Source organism: Sinorhizobium prairiense, from assembly GCF_029201645.2.
GTDB lineage: Bacteria > Pseudomonadota > Alphaproteobacteria > Rhizobiales > Rhizobiaceae > Sinorhizobium > Sinorhizobium meliloti_A.
Genome location: NZ_CP104131.1, coordinates 2,843,902 through 2,865,166, shown reverse-complemented (window position 1 = coordinate 2,865,166; position 21,265 = coordinate 2,843,902). Strand labels below are relative to the sequence as shown.

Here is a 21,265-nt window from a genome sequence, read left to right as displayed (position 1 = left end):
AGCCGCAATTCACACATTGCCGTCAGTGACTGTTTCAAGCGCTTCTGTTTGAGATCGCGCTGACCGTTTGACCGAATATTTACTATCAATAGCTCGAGGAGAGTACGACCATTCGCAGACCCTTCAAAGCGGACGCTCCAGTCAAGGAAGGACCGCGCGCAAACAAGGAAATCCGGGTCCCCGGGTTCAGCTTATCGATGCCGAAGGCCAGAACTTGGGCAGCATTCCGATCGACCAGGCGCTCCGCATGGCGGACGAGGCCGGTCTCGACCTCGTAGAGATCGCACCGAACTCCGATCCGCCGGTGTGCAAGATCCTCGACCTCGGCAAGCTGAAATACGCGAACCAGAAGAAAGCCGCCGAGGCGCGCAAGAAGCAGAAGATCGTCGAGATCAAGGAAATCAAGATGCGCCCCAACATCGACACCCATGATTATGAGGTGAAGATGAAGGCCATGAACCGCTTCTTCGAGGAAGGCGACAAGGTCAAGGTGACGCTGAAGTTCCGCGGCCGCGAAATGGCCCACCAGGAACTCGGCATGAAACTTCTGATGCAGGTCAAGGACGACACCCAGGAAATCGCCAAGGTGGAAGCCGAACCCAAGCTCGAAGGCCGCCAGATGATGATGGTTCTTGCGCCGAAGTGATCGGCGGAGCCTGACAGACCAGACACGCTTGGTGAAGCCGCCCCGGGAGGAGTTCGTGGGGCGGCTTTCCTTTTTGGGAAAGCTTACGCGAGCGACCTCCGGACCGCTTGCCTTTTCCGGGATGTGCGGTTATAAGCCCCCGTCCGAACGGTCCGGCAGGGCATGCCGTGGCCGTTCTTAACGCTGGAAATGGGCTTCGTCTGCCTGTTTCGCATATCAAGAACAATGGAGTAGCAAAATGCCCAAGATGAAGACGAAATCGTCTGCCAAAAAGCGGTTCAAAATCACCGCAACCGGCAAAGTTCGAGCTGCTGCTGCTGGCAAGCGCCACGGCATGATCAAGCGGTCCAACAAGTTCATTCGCGACGCGCGCGGAACCATGGTTCTCGCTGAGCCCGATGGCAAGAAGGTCGTCAAGAACTACCTGCCTAACGGTCTTTAAGACGTCTGGCGATTTGGATTTTAAGGAGATCATGACATGGCACGTGTAAAACGCGGCGTAACCTCCCACGCCAAGCACAAGAAGACGCTCAAGGCCGCCAAGGGCTTCTACGGCCGCCGCAAGAACACCATCCGCGCCGCCAAGGCAGCGGTGGATCGTTCCAAGCAGTTTGCTTACCGCGACCGCAAGGTCAACAAGCGCAATTTCCGCGCGCTCTGGATCCAGCGCATCAACGCTGCCGTCCGCGAATTCGGCCTTACCTACGGCCGCTTCATCGACGGTCTGAACAAGGCCGGTATCGAAGTCGATCGCAAGGTCCTGTCCGACATGGCAATCCATGAGCCGGCGGCATTCGGCGCCCTGGTCGAAGCTTCCAAGAAGGCGCTCGCCTATCTCAAGGAAGCCGGCACGGCAAACGAGTTTGAAAGCGCTGTCCGTTAAGCCAGCGTTTTCCCAAGACCGTTTCTGAAATTGTTGGGAAACCCGCGCTGGCAGGGCTGGCGCGGGTTTTTCTTGTTCGGCTCGCGGCGATCCTACCGCCGAAGTGTCGAACCGATACACGAACCGCATCGAGGCAGGACAGAATGAGCGAACTGGAAACATTGGAACGGACCTTGCTGGCGGAAATCGCCGCCGCCGCCGACGAAGGGGCGATCGAGGCGGTGCGCGTCGGCGCGCTCGGCAAGAAGGGATCGATCTCGGAACTGCTGAAGACGCTCGGTTCGATGAGCCCGGAGGAGCGCCAGACCCGCGGCGCGCGCATCAATGCGCTGAAGAACACGGTGACGGAGGCGATCTCCGCCCGCAAGACGGCGCTCAAGGACGCGGCGATCGCCGAACGGCTGGCGCGCGAGACGGTGGACATCAGCCTGCCCGTCCGGTCCTCGCCGGCCGAGCGCGGCCGCATCCATCCGATCAGCCAGATCGTCGACGAGATCACCGCGATCTTCGGCGACATGGGTTTCTCGATTGCCGAGGGGCCGGATATCGAGACCGACTACTACAACTTCACGGCCCTGAACTTCCCCGAAGGTCATCCGGCCCGCGAGATGCACGACACCTTCTTCTTCGCGCCCGACGAGAAGGGTGAGCGCAAGGTGCTGCGCACGCACACCTCGCCGGTGCAGATACGCACGATGGAGGCCGGGCAGCCGCCAATTCGCATCATCATTCCGGGCAAGACCTACCGCCAGGATTCCGACGCGACCCACTCGCCGATGTTTCATCAGGTGGAAGGTCTCGTCATCGACAGGACGGCGAATGTCGCCAATATGCGTTGGGTGCTCGAGGAATTCTGCAAGGCCTTCTTCGAGGTCGATCAGGTGACGATGCGTTTCCGCCCGTCCTTCTTCCCGTTCACGGAACCCTCCTTCGAGGTCGACATCCAGTGCGACCGCTCCGGCCCGATCGTCAAGTTCGGCGAGGGCAAGGACTGGATGGAGATTCTCGGCTGCGGCATGGTGCATCCGAACGTGCTCAGGGCCGGCGGCCTCGATCCGGACGAATATCAAGGCTTCGCCTGGGGCATGGGGCTCGATCGCATCGCCATGCTGAAATACGGCATGCCCGACCTGCGCGACTTCTTCAATGCCGATGTCCGCTGGATGACCCATTACGGCTTCCGCCCGCTCGACATGCCGACGCTCTTCGGCGGCCTCTCGGCGTGACCCGCGCAGAAAATCAAGGACACAGGTGACATCATGAAGTTCACGCTTTCCTGGCTGAAGGACCATCTGGAAACCGACGCCTCGCTCGAGGAAATCTGCGCCCGCCTGACGATGATCGGGCTGGAAGTCGAGGATGTCGACGACAAGGCGGCGTTCAAGCCCTTCGTCATCGCCAGGGTGATCTCCGCCGAGCAGCACCCGAATGCCGACAAGCTCAGAGTGCTGATGGTCGACACCGGCTCCGGCGAGCCGGTGCAGGTCGTCTGCGGCGCGCCGAACGCGCGCAAGGGCCTCGTCGGTGCCTTTGCCGCGCCCGGCACCCATGTGCCCGGCATCGGCGTGACGCTCTCCGTCGGCAACATCCGTGGCGTCGAAAGCCGCGGCATGATGTGCTCGGAAAAGGAGCTGGAGATCTCCGACGACCACACCGGCATCATCGATCTGCCCGAGAACGCGCCGGTCGGCACCAGCTATGCGACCTATGCCGGCCTCGACGACCCGGTCATCGAAATCAACCTGACGCCGAACCGGCCGGATTGCACCAGCGTCCACGGCATTGCCCGCGATCTCGCGGCATCCGGTCTCGGCACCTTGAAGGCGCGGCCGGCCCCGTCCTTCGCGGTGGAAGGCGAGACGCCCGTCAAGGTCCGCCTCGATCTCGGTGAGGACAGGCATCTCTGCCCCGGCTTCGCGCTTCGCCTCGTGCGCGGCGTGAAGAACGGCCCGAGCCCCGCCTGGATGCGCCAGCGGCTGACTGCCATCGGCCTCCGCCCGATCAACGCGCTGGTCGATATCACCAATTACCTGACCTTCGACCAGGGCCGGCCGCTGCATGTCTTCGACGCGGCGAAGGTCGCGGGCAACCTGACGGTCCGCCGTGCCAGGGAAGGCGAAAAGGTGCTGGCGCTCGACACGCGCGAATACACGCTGTCGCCCGCCAATGTGGTGATCGCCGACGAAGAAGGCGTCGAGTCGATCGGCGGCATCATGGGCGGCGAGCATTCCGGCTGTGACGAGGCGACGACCGACGTGCTGATCGAATCGGCGCTCTGGGATCCGATGAACATCGCCAAGACCGGCCGCACGCTCGGCATCATCACCGATGCGCGCTACCGTTTCGAGCGCGGCGTCGATCCGGAATACATGGCGCCTGGCCTCGAACGGGCGACCAAACTGGTGCTGGAGCTCTGCGGTGGTACCGCGGCCAAGATGGACGTCGTCGGTTATGAGGGCCACGAGCCCAAGTCCCTCGATTTCCCGGTCTCAGAGGTCAAGCGCCTGACCGGCCTCGAGGTCTCCTCCGAGGAGAGCGTTTCCATCCTCAGGAAGCTCGGCTTCGGCGTCGAGGGCTCCGGCGAACGCCTGTCGGTAACCGTCCCTTCCTGGCGGCCGGACATCGACGGCAAGGCGGACCTCGTCGAGGAGGTCATGCGCATCCATGGCGTCGACAACATCGTCGCCGCGCCGCTTGCAAGCCACAATGCCGTCAACGGCAAGATCCTGACGGTGCTGCAGATCCGCACGCGCCAGGCGCGGCGTGCGCTCGCAAGCCGCGGCATGCTCGAAGCCGTCACCTGGTCCTTCATCCCGGAAGAGCATGCAAAACTCTTCGGCGGCGGCCGGCCGGAACTGAAGCTGGCCAATCCGATCGCCGCCGACATGTCGGACATGCGGCCGTCGCTCCTGCCGGGCCTCCTGGCCGCGGCGCAGCGCAATGCCGACAAGGGCTACGGCGATGTCGCGATCTTCGAGGTTTCCGGCATCTATGAGGGCGACACGCCCGAGGCGCAGCGCCGCGTCGCCGGCGGCATCCGCCGCGGCACCGCATCGCTCAACGGCACCGGCCGGTCGTGGTCGAACGCCCTAAAGGGCGGCGGCAAGCCGGTCGATGTCTTCGACGCGAAGGCCGATGCCATCGCCGTGCTCGAGGCCTGCGGCGTGCCGATGGCCAATGTCCAGTTCGAAGCCGGCGGTCCCGCCTGGTATCACCCCGGCCGCTCGGCGACGATCAAGCTCGGCCCGAAGATCGTGCTCGGCGCTTTCGGGGAGTTCCACCCGAAGACCTTGGATGCCCTCGACGTCTCCGGGCCGCTTTTGGGCTTCGAGATCTATATCGATGCCATGCCGGAGCCGAAGAAGAAGGCGACCCGCACCAAGCCGGCACTGGAGCTTTCGCCCTTCCAGGCAGTCAAACGCGACTTCGCCTTCGTCGTAGACAAGGCGGTCGAGGCCGCTGCGATCGTCAGGGCCGCGTCCGGCGCCGACCGCAAACTGGTTACGGCCGTCAACGTCTTCGACGTCTTCGAAGGCGCATCTCTCGGCGAGGGCAGGAAGTCGGTAGCGATCGAGGTAACGATCCAGCCGGTAGAGCGCACCCTGACCGACGAGGATTTCGAGGCGCTGACCTCGCGCATCGTCGCCAACGTGGCAAAGAGCACTGGGGGCGTGCTGCGCGCTTGATGAATAGGTGAGGGGGAGCCGGTTTGGTTTCCTCATTCCTGTGCTTGTCACAGGAATCCAGCCAGCCCAAGTCCTTGGGCTGAAAGAACGCTTCCCGCGCCGCAGACGCGGCGCTGCTCTCATCCCTGTGACGGGCGCAGGGATGAGGAAAAAGCAGAGATTGCAATCCTCCGAAAGTCCTGCAGCGCCGCCGCGTCTTATGAGACGCGCAACTAGCCATGCCGGTGCCAGACCTTGTTGACGATCAGCCATCGCCCGTCGACCTTCAGCAAGGACAGGTAATCGGAATAGCGCGCGCCGGCGAATTCATCGATCACCTTCACGCTGGCGACGTCGCCGGTGATGTGGACCATCTCCACTTCCATGAGCGGCTGCGTATCCGGGGACGCCGCGCCTTCCCTCACGATGGAGGCGATGAAGGCGTCGCGTGTCTGCCACTCGACGGCTCCTCCTGCGTTGCCGACGATCGATGCGCTCGGATGGAAGGCCTTGCGCAAAGCTCCCTCGTTGGCGAAGGCCATGCCGTCGACATAAAGATGGACGACCGCGCTGATGGCCTGCTCTTCGGACATGGTTTTTTCCTCCTTTCCGGAGCGGTGACAGACGCGGCTATCCGCCCCGCAGGCCGCTCCTGTTCCCACGAAGGCGGACATCTTCTCATAGGTAGGACATCGCAATGGAATTGCGATGCCCTCCAGGACTTCGACGCTGCCGGTCGGGTCTTCACCTGTTCGTCAGTGCCAGCGACGCATCGGAATAGCGTTTTCCAGCGACCAGCGTTGGAGAGAGCGCTTCGCCGAGTTCGGCGCGTTCCCTGTCGGTGAGGACGATTCCGGCGGCAGCCACGTTCTGCTCCAGATGCTCGATCCTGCGCGCGCCCGGGATCGGAACGATGTCATCTCCCTGGTTGACCACCCAGGCGAGTGCGAGTTGGGCGGCCGTCACGCCTCTTTCCGCGGCCAGCCTTTCGAGGGTTGCGACCAGCGCGGCGTTGGCCTCGAAGTTCTCCTGTTGGAAGCGCGGCAGCGACCGGCGGAAATCGTCGGCAGCGAGATCTTCGACCTTGCGGATGGTGCCTGTCAGCATGCCGCGCCCGAGCGGACTATAGGGCACGAAGCCGATCCCCAGTTCGCGGCAGGTGTCGAGCACCTCCTGTTCCGGGTCGCGCGACCAGAGCGAATACTCGCTTTGTATCGCTGCGATCGGATGCACGGCATGGGCACGGCGTATGGTGGCAGCGCTTGCCTCGGAAAGCCCGAGTGCGCGCACCTTGCCCTCCTTCACCAGTTCCGCCATCGCGCCGACGGTTTCCTCGATCGGCACGGCGGGATCGACGCGGTGCTGGTAATAGAGGTCGATGACGTCCGTCCCGAGTCGCTTGAGGGAGGCCTCGGCGACGGCTTTCGCATTTTCCGGCCGGCCATCGACGCCTTTGATCGCTTCGGCGGCGGGTTTGCCCGGGTCGATGCGGAAACCGAACTTGGTGGCGATCACCACCTGGTCTCGCCGGCTCTTCAGCGCCTTGCCCAGGAGCTTCTCGTTCTCATAAGGCCCATAAACTTCCGCCGTATCGAAGAAGTCGACGCCGAGTTCGATGGCGCGGTGTAGCGTGCGGATCGATTGGCTCTCGTCGGCTTCGCCATAGGCGAAGCTCATGCCCATGCAGCCGAGGCCGACGGCCGAAACGGTGAGTTCATTGCCGAGCTTGCGGGTCTTCATTGGATTTCCTTTCGGGCTGAACGCGCGGCCTGCGGGGTGGCATACGGCGTTCGCGAAGAAGATGGAGAAGCATATCGCTGGACTGAGCCTTTCGGCACGGGCCCGACGACAAGGCGAAGATAGGTGCCGCGCGGCCGGTTGAAAATCTCTGTCAATTCTCACGGGCTGTTCTATTATTTCGATCAATGAACCGCACACAGCTCTCCCAACTGGCCGTCCTTTCCGCCGTCGCCGCCCATGGCAGCTTTCGCGGGGCGGCGAAGGAACTCGGCATCGCGCCATCTGCCGTCAGCCACGCCGTGGGCAGTCTGGAAGCGAGCCTCGGCGTTCGTCTCCTCGCGCGCACGACGCGCAGCGTCGCGGCCACGGAGGAGGGAAAGCGCCTGCTGGAGCGGCTGCGGCCGGCGCTCGACGACATTGCCGAGGCGCTGCAGCGGGCGGCGGAGGCGCGCGATCGTCCGGCCGGAAAACTGCGCGTCACCGCCCCTCGTTTTGCAGCCGACCTCATTCTGGCGCCGCGCCTTGGCGACTTCCTCGGGCGCTATCCGGACATCGTTCTCGAAATCGCCAATGAGGACGGCTTCACCGATATTGTCGAGGAGGGCTATGACGCCGGCATCAGGCTCGGCGAGAGCCTGGAGGCCGACATGGTCGCGGTGAAGGTCGGGCCGGAGCTGAAAAGCGCGGTCGTCGCCGCACCGACCTATTTCGAGCGCTTCCAGCGGCCGCGGCACCCGCGCGATCTGGCGGGCCATCGCTGCATCCGCCGCCGCTTCTCCAACGGCACCCTATATCGCTGGGAGTTCGAGAAAGAGGGGGAGGAACTGACCGTTTCGGTGAACGGCCCGCTCATTATGGGCGAGGACCGGCCGATCATCGAGGCCGCGATCGGCGGTGCGGGGCTCGCCTATCTCTTCGAGCCGCGCGTCAGCGGATATGTAGGTGAGGGCAAATTGGTCCGGGTGCTCGAGGACTGGTGCGCGCCCTATGCGGGCCCCTTCCTCTATTATCCGACCCGCCGGCTGATGCGTCCGGCGCTCCGGGCCTTCATCGATTTCTTCCGCCACAGCGGGTGACGGCCGGCGGGGAGCGCCGGCCGTCGTGACGGCTTACGCGGCCTTCTTGTTCACTTGGGCCATCGCGAGTTTCGTCAGGTCCTCGTCGGTGACGACTTCTTCCTTCAAAGTCGCGTCGAGCAGCGATACCGCATCCTTGAGACCGATGGTCTTTGCCCAGGTCTTCAGGGTGCCGTAGCGGGAGATTTCATAATGCTCGACCGCTTGCGCGGCGGAGATGAGGCCCGCATCGAGCGCGGCCGTGCCCTTGAATTCGTCCATGATCTCTTCGCCCTCGGCGACGATGCCCTCGATCGCCTCGCAGGTCTTGCCCTGCGGGCGCTTGCCGATCATTTCGAATACCTGCTGCAGCCGCTCCACATGGGTCTCGGTCTGCTCCTTGTGCTTCTCGAACGCGGCCTTCAGCTCAGGGGCCTGGGCTGCGCGCGCCATTTTCGGCAAAGCCTTCAGGATTTTCCGCTCGGCATAATAGATGTCCTTGAGCGTATCGTGGAACAGGTCGTCCAGCGTTTTTTCTTTGGCCATTTCGGGTTTCCTTCCTCGTCTGCTTCGTGTTGCCTTCGACCCGCAATCAACAGCAAAGGGCGAAGATTTGTTCCTCGCGACTGCAAAAAGCGCGTGAGACGCGGGTCAAATTCGTCGCTTTCGCGAAGGGTGTCTGTTTCACTTCAGGCGGAAATCGGGTGGTTGCAGCGTTGCGCATCGGCAATGGTCCCGCCGTCAACGCAATCGGATGGAGAAGAATCATGTCGAGACTGGAAGGTAAGATCGCGATCGTCACCGGCGCAAGCTCGGGTATCGGCCGCGCCGCCGCGCTGCTCTTTGCGCGCGAGGCGGCAAAGGTCGTGGTCACCGCCCGCAACGAGAATGCGCTTGCGGAGCTTACCGACGAGATCGCCCGAGAGGGCGGCGAGGCGGCAGCGCTTGCCGGCGACGTGCGCGACGAAGCCCTGCATGAGGCGCTGGTCGAACTGGCGGTGCGCCGCTTCGGCGGGCTCGATACCGCCTTCAACAATGCCGGGGCGCTCGGTGCGATGGGAGAGATTTCGTCGCTCAGCGTCGAAGGCTGGCGCGAGACGCTCGATACCAATTTGACGAGCGCCTTCCTGGCGGTGAAGTATCAGGTTCCGGCAATCGCGGCGCGGGGCGGTGGTTCGCTCACCTTCACTTCGAGCTTCGTCGGCCACACGGCCGGCTTTGCCGGGGTCGCCCCCTATGCGGCGAGCAAGGCGGGACTGATCGGGCTGGTGCAGGCGCTGGCCGTCGAGCTTGGCGCGCGCGGCATCCGCGTGAACGCGCTGCTGCCCGGCGGCACCGACACGCCCGCCAATTTCGCGAACCTCCCGGGAGCGGCGCCCGAGACGCGCGGTTTCGTGGAAGGACTGCACGCATTGAAGCGCATTGCGCGACCCGAGGAAATCGCCGAAGCGGCGCTTTATCTCGCCTCGGACGGTGCCAGCTTCGTGACCGGCGCGGCGCTGCTGGCCGACGGCGGCGCTTCGGTGGCGAAGGCGTGAGCGCAGAGCGTGAGCACAGCAACTGAAAGCAGGGAAGCATGAAGAAACCTGGGTCGATGAAATCGCTTGAAGACCTCGGGCGCGTACGCCTCTCGAAGAACTTTTTCCTGCGCGATTTCCTTCACTCCGAGATCGCGGAGTTCTACGGGATTCCGAATATCCCCGACGATCCGGAACTGGCGATCGAGGCCGGACGGAAACTGTGCGGCGAACTTCTGGAACCGCTCGAGGCGACCTTCGGTCGGCTGCACATCCGCTCGGGCTACCGAAACCGTGCCGTGAACGCCTTCGGCAACGCCAACAGGCTCAACTGCTCGACGAATGCGGCAACGGCCGCCGACCATATCTGGGACATGCGCGATGCGGAGGGCTGCATGGGGGCCACCGCCTGCATCGCCATTCCCTGGGTCTGGGACCGGGAACGTCACGAAGGCGGCTGGCAGAGCCTGGCCTGGTGGATTCACGACCACCTTCCCTACGCCTCGCTCTGCTTTTTCCCAAGCTTTGGGCCTTCAACATCCAGTGGCACGAGAGGCCGCGCCGCAGGATCAGCAGCTACGCCGAGCCGCGCGGGCTGCTGACCAGGCCCGGCATGGCCAACCACGAGGGCAGTCATGCGCAACTTTACCCAGGGTTTCCGAAGCTTGCGGCCGGGGGCGGGTCTTCCTGACGAGGGCAAATCCCCTCTATTCGCTCACTTCGTTCAGCCGTCTTATCGCCTCTTCCGGCAACGTCAATTCCGCCGATCTCACCAGACTTGCCAGCTGGTCGGCATTGGTGGCGCTGGCGATCGGTGCGGTGACGCCGTCGCGGGCGATGATCCAGGCCAGCGCGATCTCCGCCTGTTTCGCGCCGGTCTCCTCGGCGATTTCATCCAAGACGCCGAGAATCCGCATGCCGCGTCCGTCGAGATATTTTTCGACGCCGCCGCCGCGAGCGGAGCCTTCCAGATCCTTGTGTGAGCGGTACTTGCCGGAAAGAAAGCCTCTCGCAAGGCTGAAATAGGTGATGACGCCGATCTCCTCGGCGATGCAGAGATTGCGCAGCGGACCGTCATAGGAAGCGCGGTCGTAGAGATTGTATTCGGGCTGCAGCACGTCGTAGCGGGGCAGGCCGTTCGCCGCCGCGACGTCGAGAGCGTCGCGCATCTGCTGCGCATCGAGATTCGATGCGCCGATCGCCCGCAGCTTGCCCTGGGAGAGAAGCGCATCGTAGGCGGCAAGCGTCTCTTCATAGGGTGTGTCGGGGTCCGGCCAGTGGGAGAGATAGAGGTCGATATAATCGGTCTGCAGGCGTTTCAGCGATTCCTCGACTGCCTGCATGATCCAGTGCCGCGAGAGGCCCTTGCGGTCGGGTCCGAGCTCCGAACCGACCTTGGTGACGATGACGGCGCTGTCGCGCGAGCGTCCGGATTGCTTCAGCCATTTGCCGATGATCGTTTCCGACTCGCCGCCTCTGTTGCCCGGCGCCCAGGAGGAATAGACGTCGGCGGTGTCGACGGCGTTAAAACCTGCATCGAAAAAGGCATCGAGAAGCGAGAACGACGTTTTCTCATCCGCGGTCCAGCCGAAGACGTTGCCGCCGAAGACGAGCGGGGCAATCGAGAGGCCGGTACGGCCAAGTCTGCGCATTTTCATGGTTTCGCTCCATGTGGTTGGATGAAAACAAGCTGCGATGGGGAGGATTGCGGCAAAAACATAGGCCAGCTCGCCATCGAATGACACCGGCATTCGTGGTTTTTCTGACCTCGCCACGGCTTGCTAGGTACGTACCTCGGGGATAGTCTCGGCGCAGCTAGTGACCCAGGGGAATGTCGCGCGTCCTTTGCGGCGCGCACGAAAAGGAGTCTGCCTCATGCTGCGTTTCGGAATTTTGTCGACGGCCAAGATCGGCCGCGAGCTCGTCGTACCCGCCATCCAGGACGCCGAGAACTGCGTCGTCACGGCGATCGCGAGCCGCGATCTCGCCAAGGCGAGGACCATGGCCGACCGTTTTTCCGTGCCGCATGCCTTCGGCTCCTATGAGGAGATGCTCGCCTCCGACACGATCGACGCCGTCTATATCCCGCTGCCGACGTCGCAACATGTCGAATGGGCGATCAAGGCGGCGGATGCCGGCAAGCATGTGCTCTGCGAGAAGCCGCTGGCGCTCAAGGCCGCAGAGATCGACGCCGTGATCGCGGCGCGCGAGCGCAACAAGGTACTGATCTCGGAAGCCTATATGGTGACCTACAGCCCCGTCTGGCGAAAGGTGCGCTCGCTCATAGCGGAAGGTGCCATCGGGCGCCTCAGGCATGTCCAGGGCGCCTTCACCTATTACAACCGCGATCCCGGCAACATGCGCAACGTCCCCTCGCTCGGCGGCGGCGGTCTGCCGGATATCGGCGTCTATCCGGCAATCACGACCCGGTTTTCGACCGGCAGGGAGCCGCTGCGCGTCCAGGCCAGTACCGAGCGCGATCCGGAATTCGGCACCGACATCTATTCGAGCGTTCGTGCCGACTTCGGCGATTTCGAGCTGAGCTTCTATATCTCGACACAGCTCGCCGCCCGCCAGGTCATGGTCTTCCACGGCGACAAGGGCTACATCGAGGTGAAATCGCCCTTCAATGCCGATCGCTACGGCCGGGAAGAGGTGGAATTGACCAACCAGAACCACGGCCAGTCGCAGCTCTTCCGCTTCCAGGATGCGCGTCAGTACAAGCTCGAGGCCGAGGCCTTCGCACGTGCTGCGAAAGGTGAAGCGGAGGACGTGGTGACGCTGGAAAACTCGCGCCTGAACCAGATGTTCATCGACGCGATCTACCGCGCCAGCGAAAAGACGGCTGGGAGCCCGTCTGAAGCTAAAGGATCGGCCCGGCGCCTTTTGCGCCGGGCTTATCCTTTCATGCCGCCTGGATCAGCCGCGCCTGAGACGCGCCCCGCATCTTGAAGAAGAGAAAGTCGGCGACGCCCACCATGGCCACGACGATCAGCGCCATTCCTGCGATCGTCAAGGCCGAATAGGCAGACGCAAGAATGGCGAGGCTTCCGACCTGCCAGAGTATGTCGCCGGCGATGCTGATCCGCGTTGCGAGGGCCCTCGGCCCTTCTTTTCTGGCGGCGGCAAGGTGGAAGGCGCCCCAGACGAGGAGCCCAGCGCCAAGCGCCATGATCACCGCAGGCGACAGGGCGGGACTGACGACCGCCGCAAGCGGTGGCGCTGCCGCGAGGAGAGCCGAGCCGGCGATCAGCGAAAAGATGCCGTCGGCGAGAAATGTCTTGTTGAGAAGAGAGCGGGTGGAAAGGTCGAACATATCTGTCTCCATCGGTTGTCGATGGGCAGATGCTGGACCAGAGCGGTCATTAAACCAATTACCTCCGAGGTAATGGATTTTGTGCCGCGTTCGGGCGACGCTGCCCCCGCAACAGGGAAGATAAGAATGGAATTCGGCAGCCGCCTGAAGGAATGGCGAGGACATCGCCGCATGAGCCAACTCGACCTCGCAATGGCGGCGGGCATTTCCGCGCGCCATCTCTCGTTTCTGGAGACGGGCCGCTCCAAGCCGTCCGAGGGAATGATCCTGCGGCTCGCCTCGGTTCTCGACGTCCCCGCGCGTGAACAGGGCACGCTCTTCACCGCGGCGGGCTACAGGCCGCGCGTTGCGGCGCGGCCTGCGACGGGTCTCGATGCAATGCCTCCGGCTGTCGCGCATGCCATCCGGCTGATGCTCGACCGGCACGATCCCTATCCGGGCCTCGTTTTCGACCATCAGTATACGGTGCTGCTGACCAATCCGGCTTTCGAGGCGCTTGTCGGTGCCACGGGCGTTCCGTTCAAGCCGGGGGAGAACTTCCTCGACGGCTTTCTCGGTGCGGAGAAGGTCCGCGGTCTCGTGGTCAATTGGGAAGCCGCCGCAGCCGATCTCGTTCAGCGGGTTCGCATGGAGGCGTGGCTGCAGGGGCCGCGCAGCCCATTGCAGCGAAGGCTGGACAGGCTGGTTGCCGACCCGGCGGTGGCAATGGCGATCGAGAACTTCCCGGCGACGGACCGCTTGCCGGTGCTGCCCATCGAACTGCGCGTCGGCGAAGCGTCGCTTAGCTTCATCACGACGCTTTCGACCTTCGGCTCGACTCAGGACGCGCTCGTCGAGGGCGTTCTGATCGAATCCTTCTTTCCGGCCGACGACGCGACCCGGCGCTTCTTCGGGCAGGGCGGGCGCGACGTCCAATAGAGCAATATCGGGAGAGGCGCACACTCTTCCAGAATTGCTCCGGATCGTTTCACCATTCCACACGGGACGGGAAACGATGTAGAAAAACGCGCCTTGCTGCTGATCTTCGCCGCGCTGTCGGCTACAAGTGACGTATGACTTCGTTCTTTGATTCCGAATCTCCCTCCAACGTCGCCGAATATTCGGTGTCGGAACTGTCCGGCTCGATCAAGCGCACGATCGAGCAGACCTTCGAGCATGTCCGGGTGCGGGGCGAGATTTCGGGCTATCGCGGTCCGCATTCCTCCGGCCATGCGTATTTTGCCTTGAAGGACGATCGCGCCCGCATCGACGCGGTCGTCTGGAAGGGCACCTTCGCGCGGCTGAAGTTCCGGCCGGAGGAGGGGATGGAGGTGATCGCGACCGGCCGGGTCACGACTTTCCCCGGCTCGTCCAAGTACCAGATCGTCATCGACTCGCTGGAGCCCGCGGGTGCAGGTGCGCTGATGGCGCTGATCGAGGAACGCAAGCGTAAGCTTGCCGCGGAAGGGCTTTTCGATGCGGGCCGCAAGCGGCCGCTGCCCTTCATGCCGAGGGTCATCGGCGTCGTGACCTCGCCGACCGGGGCTGTGATCCGCGACATCCTGCACCGCATTGCCGACCGTTTCCCGGTCCATGTCATCGTCTGGCCGGTGCGCGTGCAGGGCGACGGCGCCTGCGAGGAGATCGTGGCCGCGATCGAGGGTTTCAACGCGCTGCAGCCGGGCGGCGCCATTCCTCGGCCCGACGTGCTGATCGTCGCGCGCGGCGGCGGCAGCCTCGAGGATCTCTGGTGCTTCAACGACGAGGCGATGGTGCGCGCCGCGGCGGCTTCCGCCATCCCTCTGATCTCGGCCGTCGGTCACGAGACGGACTGGACGCTGATCGATCATGCGGCCGACCAGCGGGCGCCGACGCCGACCGGTGCAGCCGAGATGGCGGTACCGGTGAAGGCCGATCTCGAGGCCCAGCTCGCCGGTCTCGCAGCCCGGCTCAAGGGCGCCGCGGCGCGGCAGATGGACAATCGCCGCCAGACGCTGCGTTCGCTTGCACGGGCGCTGCCCTCGCTCGACCAATTGCTCGGCCTGCCGCGGCGTCGCTTCGACGAGGCGGCCGCCGGACTCGGCCGTGGCCTCCAGATGAACACGGCCAATAAGCGGCGAAGCTTCGAGCGCAATGCGGCCCATCTCCGGCCGGAGCTCCTGACCGCAAGGATCGTCGATCGGCGCCAGCGCGTCTTAGATGCCGTAAACCGGGCCGAGCGCATCGTCGAGCGCAAGCTTCAACGTGGCGCTCAGCGCATTTCGTCCGCCGATGCCTCGCTCCGCGTTCTGCCGTCACGGCTGATCGGCCAGGTTCATCGCGCATCGGATCGCGTCTCCAGCCTGAGCAGGCGTGGGGATGCGGCGATCGCCGCCGATCTGCGCAGGATGAAAAGCGCGCTTTCGGCGCAGGACCGCGTGCTGCAGTCGCTCTCCTATCACAGCGTTCTGCAGCGGGGCTTCGCGCTGGTGCGCGATGCCGCGGGCGAGCCGGTGAAACAGGCAGCTGCCGTGCATCCCGGGATGGCGCTTTCGCTGGAATTCGCCGATGGCCGCGTGGCGGCGGTCGCCGGCGAGGACGGCACTCCGCCGCAGTCACCGAAGAAGCGGCCTGCGCGCTCCGGCGAGCCGACGAAGCAGGGCAGCCTCTTCTGATGCATATCCTGATGGTGCTCGCCCATCCGCTAGAAGAGAGCTTCGCTGCGAGTGTCGCGCGCGTGGCCAGGGAGACGCTCGAGGCCAAAGGCCATACGGTCGATCTGCTCGACCTTTATCGCGAAGGATTCGATCCGCGGCTGACCGTGGCCGAGCGGGGCAGCTATTTCGATAAAGGTTACGACGCCTCCGGGGTATCGCGCTGGATCGATCGGCTGCGGGCTGCGGACGGACTCGTGCTCGTCTTTCCGCAATGGTGGTTCAATTTTCCGGCGATCCTCAAAGGTTTCTTCGATCGCGTCTTTGCGCCCGGGGTCGCTTTCGACCATGATGCGGCGGGCGGCCGTATCATTCCTCGCCTCGGCAACATTAAGCTGTTCTGGGCGCTGACCAGTACCGGGTCCCCCTGGTGGGTCGTGCATCTCTACATGGGAAATCCGGTGCGGCGGCTGCTGAAGCGCGGCATCGCCGCCTTCTGCGGCAAGAGGCTGGACTTCCGCATGCTCACTCTGCACGACATGGATCGGGTGACGGAGGCGAAGCGGAAACGCCATCTCCAGCGTGTGAGGGCTCTGGTGAGCCGGATCTGACCGGCGACCTATTCGAAGACCGCGAGGAATTTCCTGAGCAGCGCGTCCAGAGCCTCCCGTTCGTCGGGTTCTATGCCTGCAACGAGGCGCTGCTGGTTGGCGACATGATCAGTGACTGCGGCGTCCACGCGCTTGAGACCCTGCGGTGTCAGGGCGATGAGGACGCCGCGCCGGTCTTCCGGATTGTCCAGGCGTTCGACAAGCCCAGCTTTCTCGAGCTGGTCGATGCGGTTGGTCATCGTGCCGGAGGTGACCATCGTCGTTCCCAACAGATCGCCCGGCGAGAGCCGGAAGGGCGGGCCGGAGCGCCGCAGCGTTGCGAGCACGTCGAAACTCGCCGAGTTCAGGCCGTGTTCGGCAAGGGTGCTTTCCACCTCACGAGCGAGATGGGCCCGGAGCCGCGATAGTCGGCCGAGCAGACCCATGGCCGTCACATCCAGCTCCGGCCGCTCTCTGCGCCACTGCGCCAGGATTTTGTCTACGTGATCCATATCCGTCTGCATTAGAGTACTTCCAGGAAAAGTGTGTAACGGTTTTCCGTCCGGAAGTGCGTTGGATCAAATCGTTAGAGCATTTCAGTGTTTCTATGAAACGTTGAAATGCTCTAGCGATCGGAGTGAACGCTTCATCCTTTCTGAAGTCGTAGCCACCATGTATCTTGACGTCAAGATAAATTGGATTAGAGTTATCTTGACGTAGAGATTCTTGAGGTGAAGTTATGGGTATCCGCAGCTCCGATATTCTGCTTACGGCCATAGCGCCGGCCATATGGGGCAGTACCTATCTGGTCACAACGGAATTTCTGCCGGCGGGTTACCCGGTCACGGTCGCAATGCTCAGGGCGCTTCCGGCAGGGCTGCTGCTGCTGCTTGTCGTCCGGCAAATGCCGACGGGTGTATGGCTGGCGCGCAGTTTCGTGCTCGGCGCGCTCAACTTCTCGTTCTTCCAGACGATGCTTTTCGTTTCCGCCTACCGGCTGCCCGGCGGTGTTGCGGCAACCGTCGGAGCCATTCAGCCATTGATCGTGATCGTCCTGTCGCGCATCGTTCTCGGCTCGCCGGCCCGTGCCTTGAGCGTCGTTGCCGGCGTTGCCGGCATGGCGGGGGTCGCGCTCCTGGTGCTGACGCCGAAAGCGGCGCTGGATCCGGTGGGCGTCGCGGCTGGCTTGGCAGGCGCCGTCTCCATGGCATTCGGCACGGTGCTGAGCCGACACTGGACGCCGCCGGTCTCGCCGCTCACCTTCACCGCCTGGCAATTGGCGGCCGGCGGACTGCTTCTGGTGCCGGTCGCCTTCCTGCTGGAACCCTCTTTGCCATCGCTCACTGCAGCCAATATTCTGGGCTTTACCTATCTCGGTCTGATCGGCACGGCCTTCACCTACCTGCTCTGGTTCCGCGGGTTATCGCGGCTCGAACCCTCCCAGGTTTCGCCGCTCGGCTTCTTGAGCCCGGTCGTCGCGATCCTCATCGGCTGGACCGTACTCGATCAGCAGCTGACGGCGGTGCAGGTGCTCGGGATCGCAACCGTCTTCGCAAGCGTGTGGATGAGTCAGTATGCACAGGCGACGCGCCGCGCGGCATCCGCCCCTCTCTTCGGGTTTAACCAGAGGACCGACCTTCTCCCCGCAAGCGGAGAGAGCGGATGTCCGCAATGATACGCCGGGTTTTGCCGCGAGTCTGCTTCGCGCGTCCGCAGGAAGAAGGTGCGGCAGGCGGATGAGGGGCACCGCCATGCCGCAAAACGATCAGGCCCACTCGCCTTTGCGCATCACGGGCACACGGGCGCCGTCCGCGCGAACCCCGTCGATGTCCACCTCGCCGGAACCGATCATCCAGTCGATGTGGATCAGGCTCGAATTGCCGCCCTGGGCGCGGATCTGCTCCTGGCTGAGGCTTGCACCGTCGAGGAAGCACTTCGAATAGCACTGGCCGAGCGCGATGTGGCAGGAGGCATTCTCGTCGAAGAGGGTGTTGTAGAAGAGGACGCCGCTGGCCGAAATCGGCGAGGAATGGGGCACCAGCGCCACTTCGCCGAGCCGCCGGGCGCCCTCGTCGGTATCGAGCACCTTGTTCAGCACCTCTTCGCCCCGCGAAGCCTTGGCCTCGACGATCCGGCCGGCTTCGAAACGCACCTTAATATTGTCGATCAGCGTGCCCTGGTGGGAGAGCGGTTTGGTGCTCGAAACATGGCCTTCGACGCGCAGCGCGTGCGGCGTCGTAAACACCTCCTCGGTCGGGATGTTCGGATTGCAGGTGATGCCGTTCTTGGCGACCGAGGCGCCGCCGTGCCACTCATGCCCATCGGCGAGTCCGACGGTGAGGTCGGTGCCGGGCCCGGTGAAATGCAGGGCGGCGAAGCGCTCTCCGTTCAGCCAGGCCGAGCGCCGGTGCAGCTCGGCATTATGGTCCTTCCATGCGGCGATCGGATCGTCGACGTCGACCCGCGACGCTGCGAAGATGGCGTTTGCGAGTTTTTCGACGGCGACCGCTTCCGGATCGTCCGGGAACATCTGCTTCGCCCAGGAGGGGTTCGGATAGGAGACGATGTTCCAGTTGATGTCGAAATTGGAGATCTTCTCGAGCGCCGGCTTGTAGGCGATCGAGTTCGCCTTGTTGGCGCGGGCGACCTTCGCCGGGTCCTGAGCCGAAAGCAGCATCGGGTTGTCGCCGGCGATGGCCAGGCGCGCAGCTCCTCCCGCATAGGCTTTGGCCATGCCTTCATAGAGCCAGTCGCTGGCGCGGTCGAAGCTCTCGTCGGGCGCATGGGCATAGCGGGCGAGCGTCGCTTCCTCGTCGGCGTAGAAGGTCGTCACCAGTCCGGCGCCTGCCATATAGGCGTGCTTGGTGATGAGGCGCACGAGCGGCAGCGCCGCGATCGGCGCGGTCATCACCAGGTCCTGACCCTTCTGCAATTGCAGACCGATCTTGATGGCGACCTCGGCGAGCTTTTCGAGCTTGACGGGATCGATTGGATTCCTCGTGGATTGGAGGGGGGCGTTCATGGCGGCTCCTGCTCGTCTTCTTACGGATGTCAGCGGTTTTAGACCGGTTCCGCGGAAAACAGAAGGGTTCTTCAGGCCGCCACTCTTCCGGTGTCGAGCAACGCCGCTTGGTGCTGCTCGAGGAACGCCATCAGCCGTTGCGGATAGTCCTCGCCGACTGCGGCTTTCACGCTCGGCCTCCCGGCCAGCGCCTCGCGCCAGGCGACGACCCGCGGCAGGCCCTTGAAGATGCCGCGGTCGGAGATCTGATCGAACACGTCGAAATAGCGGAAGATCGGCGCGAAAACCGCATCTACGAGGCTGAAGCGGCTGTCTGCAAAATACGGACCCCCGGCGAGCTCCGCCTCCACGGTCGCGAATTTCGCCTGGAGGACCTTGCGCTTGGCCTCCAGTGCCGCGGGGTCCTGCGTCGTTTCGTAGACCCAGAGATCGGCAAGGATGGAAGAGCCGAACTCCATCCAGCCGCGATGGCGCGCGCGCAGCAACGGATCGGCGGGATGAAGCTTCGGTCCGGTCTGCGTCTCCTCCAGATACTCGCAGATGACGCTGCTCTCGAAGAGGATCGCTTCGCTCCCGCTTTGGGGAATGCGCAGCAGCGGCACCTTGCCGAGCGGTGAAATCCTCAGGAACCAGTCCGGCTTGTCGGCGAGATCGATATTGACGCGTTGGAAGGGCACGCCCTTTTCCGCAAGCACGATCGCGGCGCGTTGCACATAGGGGCAGAGATGGTGGCTGATCAGGGTGAGTTGCGCGGTCATCGGTCGCTCCCGGTTCGATTTAGATGCATCTGCATATAACTTGTCTTGCCAGATGGGTCAAGATAGATGTAATTGCATCTATGAGCACGAAGAAGACGGAACGCAGCGAGCCGACCGAGGCCGCTACCCTTGCATGGATCGGTCTGATGCGGGCACAGCAGCGCCTGCTGTCGGCCATCGAAAAGGATTTCAAGGAGGCGGACCTGCCGCCGCTGGCCTGGTACGACGTGCTGTGGGAACTGGTGAAGGCGGATGGCGGGAGACTGCGCCCCTTCGAGATCGAGGCGCGCACGCTGCTTGCCCAGTACAATCTTTCGCGCCTGATCGACCGGCTGGAGAGGGAAGGACTCGTGCAACGGAAGGCCTTCGACGAAGACGCCCGCGGCTGCTGGGTCGTGGTGACCGAGAAGGGGCGGGACACCCGGAAGCGCATGTGGCAGACCTATGCGCCTTCGATTGCGCGCCATGTCGGCGCGAAACTGAGCGAAGGAGAGGCACGCGAGCTCGCGACGCTGCTTTCGAGACTCGGCTGACGCGCGCCCTTCTTCTGCGCAGAGATCAGGCGATCAAAGGCGCGGCGACTGCCCGCAACACGGCCTGCGCGTCCTTCGGTGCAAGCCGTACCTGCAGACCTCTTTGCCCGCCATTGATGAACACCAGTTCTTCGGCAAGCGCCGCTTCCTCGATTGCGGCCGGAACGGTCTTCCTTTGCCCGAAGGGGCTGATGCCGCCGACGTGATAGCCGGTGAGCCGTTCGGCGTCCGCCGGCTTCATCATGCTTGCCGACTTGCCGCCGAAGGCTGCGGCGAGCTTCTTCATGCTCACCTCCCGGTCCGAGGGCACGATGCAGCAGACCGGCTTGCCGTCCACCTCGGCCATCAGCGTCTTCAGCACGCGGGAAGGGTCTTCGCCGAGCGCCTCAGCCGCCTGCAGTCCGACGCGTTCGGCACCGGGATCGTAGTCATAGCTGTGAACGGTGAAGATCACGCCGGCCTTTGCGAGAGCCTGCGTCGCCCGGGTCGTCTTCGACATGGTCTAAGCCCCGAACGCGGCTTCGTAGAGTTCCGGCTTGAAGCCGACGAGCAGCCTGCCCTGGGCCTCGAGCACCGGGCGCTTGATCATCGACGGCTGCTCGAGCATCAGGGCGATCGCCTTGTCGGCCGTCAGGTCCCGCTTGTCGGCCTCATCCAGCTTGCGGAAGGTGGTGCCCGAGCGGTTGAGCAGCGTCTCCCAGCCGAGTTCGGCGCACCAGCGCTCGAGTCGCGCGCGATCGATGCCTTCCGCCTTGTAGTCGTGGAAATCGTAGGAAGTGCCGCGGCTGTCGAGCCAGTTCCGGGCCTTCTTCATCGTGTCGCAGTTCTTGATGCCGTAGATCGTAACCGTCATGCCGAATCTCTCCGTACTTTCAGATGCGGGAGGACATAGCCGGGCGCCGCGCGTCGGAAAAGGCCCGGAGCAAAA

At 63.7% G+C, this 21,265-nt stretch carries 21 protein-coding genes and 3 pseudogenes; 14 read left to right on the top strand and 10 right to left on the bottom strand.

Annotation, left to right across the window (positions count from 1 at the left end):
* The first annotated feature begins 110 nt into the window (after positions 1 to 110).
* The 5 genes and pseudogenes from infC to pheT all read left to right on the top strand — a co-directional run bounded on the left by infC (position 111) and on the right by pheT (position 5,215).
* Positions 111 to 646: pseudogene (gene infC / locus N0Q91_RS16555) on the top strand (translation initiation factor IF-3).
* A 238-nt stretch (positions 647 to 884) separates the two neighbouring features.
* Positions 885 to 1,088 (top strand): 50S ribosomal protein L35, encoded by a 204-nt coding sequence (gene rpmI, locus N0Q91_RS16550; RefSeq protein ID WP_004435490.1) that lies wholly within the window; start codon positions 885 to 887, stop codon positions 1,086 to 1,088.
* Positions 1,089 to 1,124: 36 nt separating this feature from the next.
* Positions 1,125 to 1,529, top strand: coding sequence for a 50S ribosomal protein L20 (gene rplT, locus N0Q91_RS16545; protein ID WP_004435481.1), 405 nt, complete (start codon positions 1,125 to 1,127; stop codon positions 1,527 to 1,529).
* Between the two features lie 143 nt (positions 1,530 to 1,672).
* A complete protein-coding gene (gene pheS, locus N0Q91_RS16540) occupies positions 1,673 to 2,755 on the top strand; it encodes a phenylalanine--tRNA ligase subunit alpha (RefSeq protein ID WP_100669841.1) in 1,083 nt (360 codons plus the stop codon).
* Between the two features lie 33 nt (positions 2,756 to 2,788).
* Complete coding sequence (gene pheT, locus N0Q91_RS16535; RefSeq protein ID WP_275596956.1) at positions 2,789 to 5,215, top strand: phenylalanine--tRNA ligase subunit beta; 2,427 nt, start codon at positions 2,789 to 2,791, stop codon at positions 5,213 to 5,215.
* Between the two features lie 212 nt (positions 5,216 to 5,427).
* On the opposite strand, the gene N0Q91_RS16530 is transcribed toward pheT, so the two are convergent.
* Positions 5,428 to 5,787: a nuclear transport factor 2 family protein gene (locus N0Q91_RS16530; protein ID WP_100669838.1), complete on the bottom strand. Its 360-nt coding sequence runs from the start codon at positions 5,785 to 5,787 to the stop codon at positions 5,428 to 5,430.
* A gap of 151 nt (positions 5,788 to 5,938) precedes the next feature.
* Positions 5,939 to 6,934, bottom strand: coding sequence for an aldo/keto reductase (locus tag N0Q91_RS16525; RefSeq protein ID WP_275596955.1), 996 nt, complete (start codon positions 6,932 to 6,934; stop codon positions 5,939 to 5,941).
* A 185-nt stretch (positions 6,935 to 7,119) separates the two neighbouring features.
* Here N0Q91_RS16525 and N0Q91_RS16520 point away from each other — a divergent pair, with 185 nt between their 5' ends.
* A complete protein-coding gene (locus N0Q91_RS16520) occupies positions 7,120 to 8,010 on the top strand; it encodes a LysR family transcriptional regulator (RefSeq protein WP_275596954.1) in 891 nt (296 codons plus the stop codon).
* 33 nt (positions 8,011 to 8,043) lie between these two features.
* Here the strand turns inward: N0Q91_RS16520 and N0Q91_RS16515 are convergent, their stop codons facing one another.
* Positions 8,044 to 8,535 (bottom strand): YciE/YciF ferroxidase family protein, encoded by a 492-nt coding sequence (locus tag N0Q91_RS16515; RefSeq protein ID WP_018093900.1) that lies wholly within the window; start codon positions 8,533 to 8,535, stop codon positions 8,044 to 8,046.
* A gap of 221 nt (positions 8,536 to 8,756) precedes the next feature.
* On the opposite strand from N0Q91_RS16515, the gene N0Q91_RS16510 reads away from it, so the two are divergent.
* Together N0Q91_RS16510 and N0Q91_RS16505 are read left to right on the top strand one after the other, a co-directional pair.
* Positions 8,757 to 9,527, top strand: coding sequence for an SDR family oxidoreductase (locus N0Q91_RS16510; protein ID WP_100669835.1), 771 nt, complete (start codon positions 8,757 to 8,759; stop codon positions 9,525 to 9,527).
* 38 nt (positions 9,528 to 9,565) lie between these two features.
* Positions 9,566 to 10,197 (top strand): annotated as a pseudogene (locus N0Q91_RS16505) (hypothetical protein).
* Between the two features lie 16 nt (positions 10,198 to 10,213).
* On the opposite strand, the gene N0Q91_RS16500 reads toward N0Q91_RS16505, so the two are convergent.
* Positions 10,214 to 11,164, bottom strand: coding sequence for an aldo/keto reductase (locus N0Q91_RS16500; RefSeq protein WP_275596953.1), 951 nt, complete (start codon positions 11,162 to 11,164; stop codon positions 10,214 to 10,216).
* Positions 11,165 to 11,381: 217 nt separating this feature from the next.
* On the opposite strand from N0Q91_RS16500, the pseudogene N0Q91_RS16495 reads away from it, so the two are divergent.
* Positions 11,382 to 12,367 (top strand): annotated as a pseudogene (locus N0Q91_RS16495) (Gfo/Idh/MocA family protein).
* Between the two features lie 44 nt (positions 12,368 to 12,411).
* On the opposite strand, the gene N0Q91_RS16490 reads toward N0Q91_RS16495, so the two are convergent.
* Positions 12,412 to 12,822, bottom strand: coding sequence for a hypothetical protein (locus tag N0Q91_RS16490; protein ID WP_275596952.1), 411 nt, complete (start codon positions 12,820 to 12,822; stop codon positions 12,412 to 12,414).
* 126 nt (positions 12,823 to 12,948) lie between these two features.
* Between N0Q91_RS16490 and N0Q91_RS16485 the strand changes: the two genes are divergently transcribed.
* From N0Q91_RS16485 to N0Q91_RS16475, 3 genes are all read left to right on the top strand, one after another.
* Positions 12,949 to 13,740: a helix-turn-helix domain-containing protein gene (locus N0Q91_RS16485; protein ID WP_275596951.1), complete on the top strand. Its 792-nt coding sequence runs from the start codon at positions 12,949 to 12,951 to the stop codon at positions 13,738 to 13,740.
* A gap of 134 nt (positions 13,741 to 13,874) precedes the next feature.
* Positions 13,875 to 15,455 carry an exodeoxyribonuclease VII large subunit gene (gene xseA / locus N0Q91_RS16480; protein ID WP_275596950.1) on the top strand — a complete coding sequence of 527 codons (1,581 nt, stop codon included), beginning with the start codon at positions 13,875 to 13,877 and terminating at the stop codon, positions 15,453 to 15,455.
* A complete protein-coding gene (locus tag N0Q91_RS16475; protein ID WP_275596949.1) occupies positions 15,455 to 16,045 on the top strand; it encodes an NAD(P)H-dependent oxidoreductase in 591 nt (196 codons plus the stop codon). Before xseA ends, N0Q91_RS16475 begins: the two co-directional genes overlap by 1 nt.
* Positions 16,046 to 16,053: 8 nt before the next feature.
* Here the strand turns inward: N0Q91_RS16475 and N0Q91_RS16470 are convergent, their stop codons facing one another.
* On the bottom strand, positions 16,054 to 16,548 hold the full coding sequence (locus N0Q91_RS16470) for a MarR family winged helix-turn-helix transcriptional regulator (protein WP_275596948.1): 495 nt from the start codon (positions 16,546 to 16,548) through the stop codon (positions 16,054 to 16,056).
* Between the two features lie 215 nt (positions 16,549 to 16,763).
* On the opposite strand from N0Q91_RS16470, the gene N0Q91_RS16465 reads away from it, so the two are divergent.
* Positions 16,764 to 17,699 (top strand): EamA family transporter, encoded by a 936-nt coding sequence (locus tag N0Q91_RS16465; RefSeq protein ID WP_275596947.1) that lies wholly within the window; start codon positions 16,764 to 16,766, stop codon positions 17,697 to 17,699.
* A gap of 90 nt (positions 17,700 to 17,789) precedes the next feature.
* Here the strand turns inward: N0Q91_RS16465 and N0Q91_RS16460 are convergent, their stop codons facing one another.
* Together N0Q91_RS16460 and N0Q91_RS16455 are read right to left on the bottom strand one after the other, a co-directional pair.
* A complete protein-coding gene (locus N0Q91_RS16460; protein ID WP_275596946.1) occupies positions 17,790 to 19,046 on the bottom strand; it encodes an aminopeptidase in 1,257 nt (418 codons plus the stop codon).
* 71 nt (positions 19,047 to 19,117) lie between these two features.
* Complete coding sequence (locus N0Q91_RS16455; RefSeq protein WP_275596945.1) at positions 19,118 to 19,804, bottom strand: glutathione S-transferase family protein; 687 nt, start codon at positions 19,802 to 19,804, stop codon at positions 19,118 to 19,120.
* Positions 19,805 to 19,884: 80 nt separating this feature from the next.
* Here N0Q91_RS16455 and N0Q91_RS16450 point away from each other — a divergent pair, with 80 nt between their 5' ends.
* On the top strand, positions 19,885 to 20,337 hold the full coding sequence (locus tag N0Q91_RS16450; protein ID WP_275596944.1) for a MarR family winged helix-turn-helix transcriptional regulator: 453 nt from the start codon (positions 19,885 to 19,887) through the stop codon (positions 20,335 to 20,337).
* 25 nt (positions 20,338 to 20,362) lie between these two features.
* Here N0Q91_RS16450 and ybaK read toward each other — a convergent pair whose 3' ends face one another.
* Both ybaK and N0Q91_RS16440 read right to left on the bottom strand, forming a co-directional pair.
* Positions 20,363 to 20,836, bottom strand: a complete 474-nt coding sequence (gene ybaK, locus N0Q91_RS16445) for a Cys-tRNA(Pro) deacylase (RefSeq protein WP_018093914.1) — start codon at positions 20,834 to 20,836, stop codon at positions 20,363 to 20,365.
* 3 nt (positions 20,837 to 20,839) lie between these two features.
* Entirely contained in the window at positions 20,840 to 21,190 is a 351-nt protein-coding gene (locus N0Q91_RS16440; protein WP_100669823.1) for an ArsC family reductase, read from the bottom strand.
* Between the last annotated feature and the right edge of the window lie 75 nt (positions 21,191 to 21,265).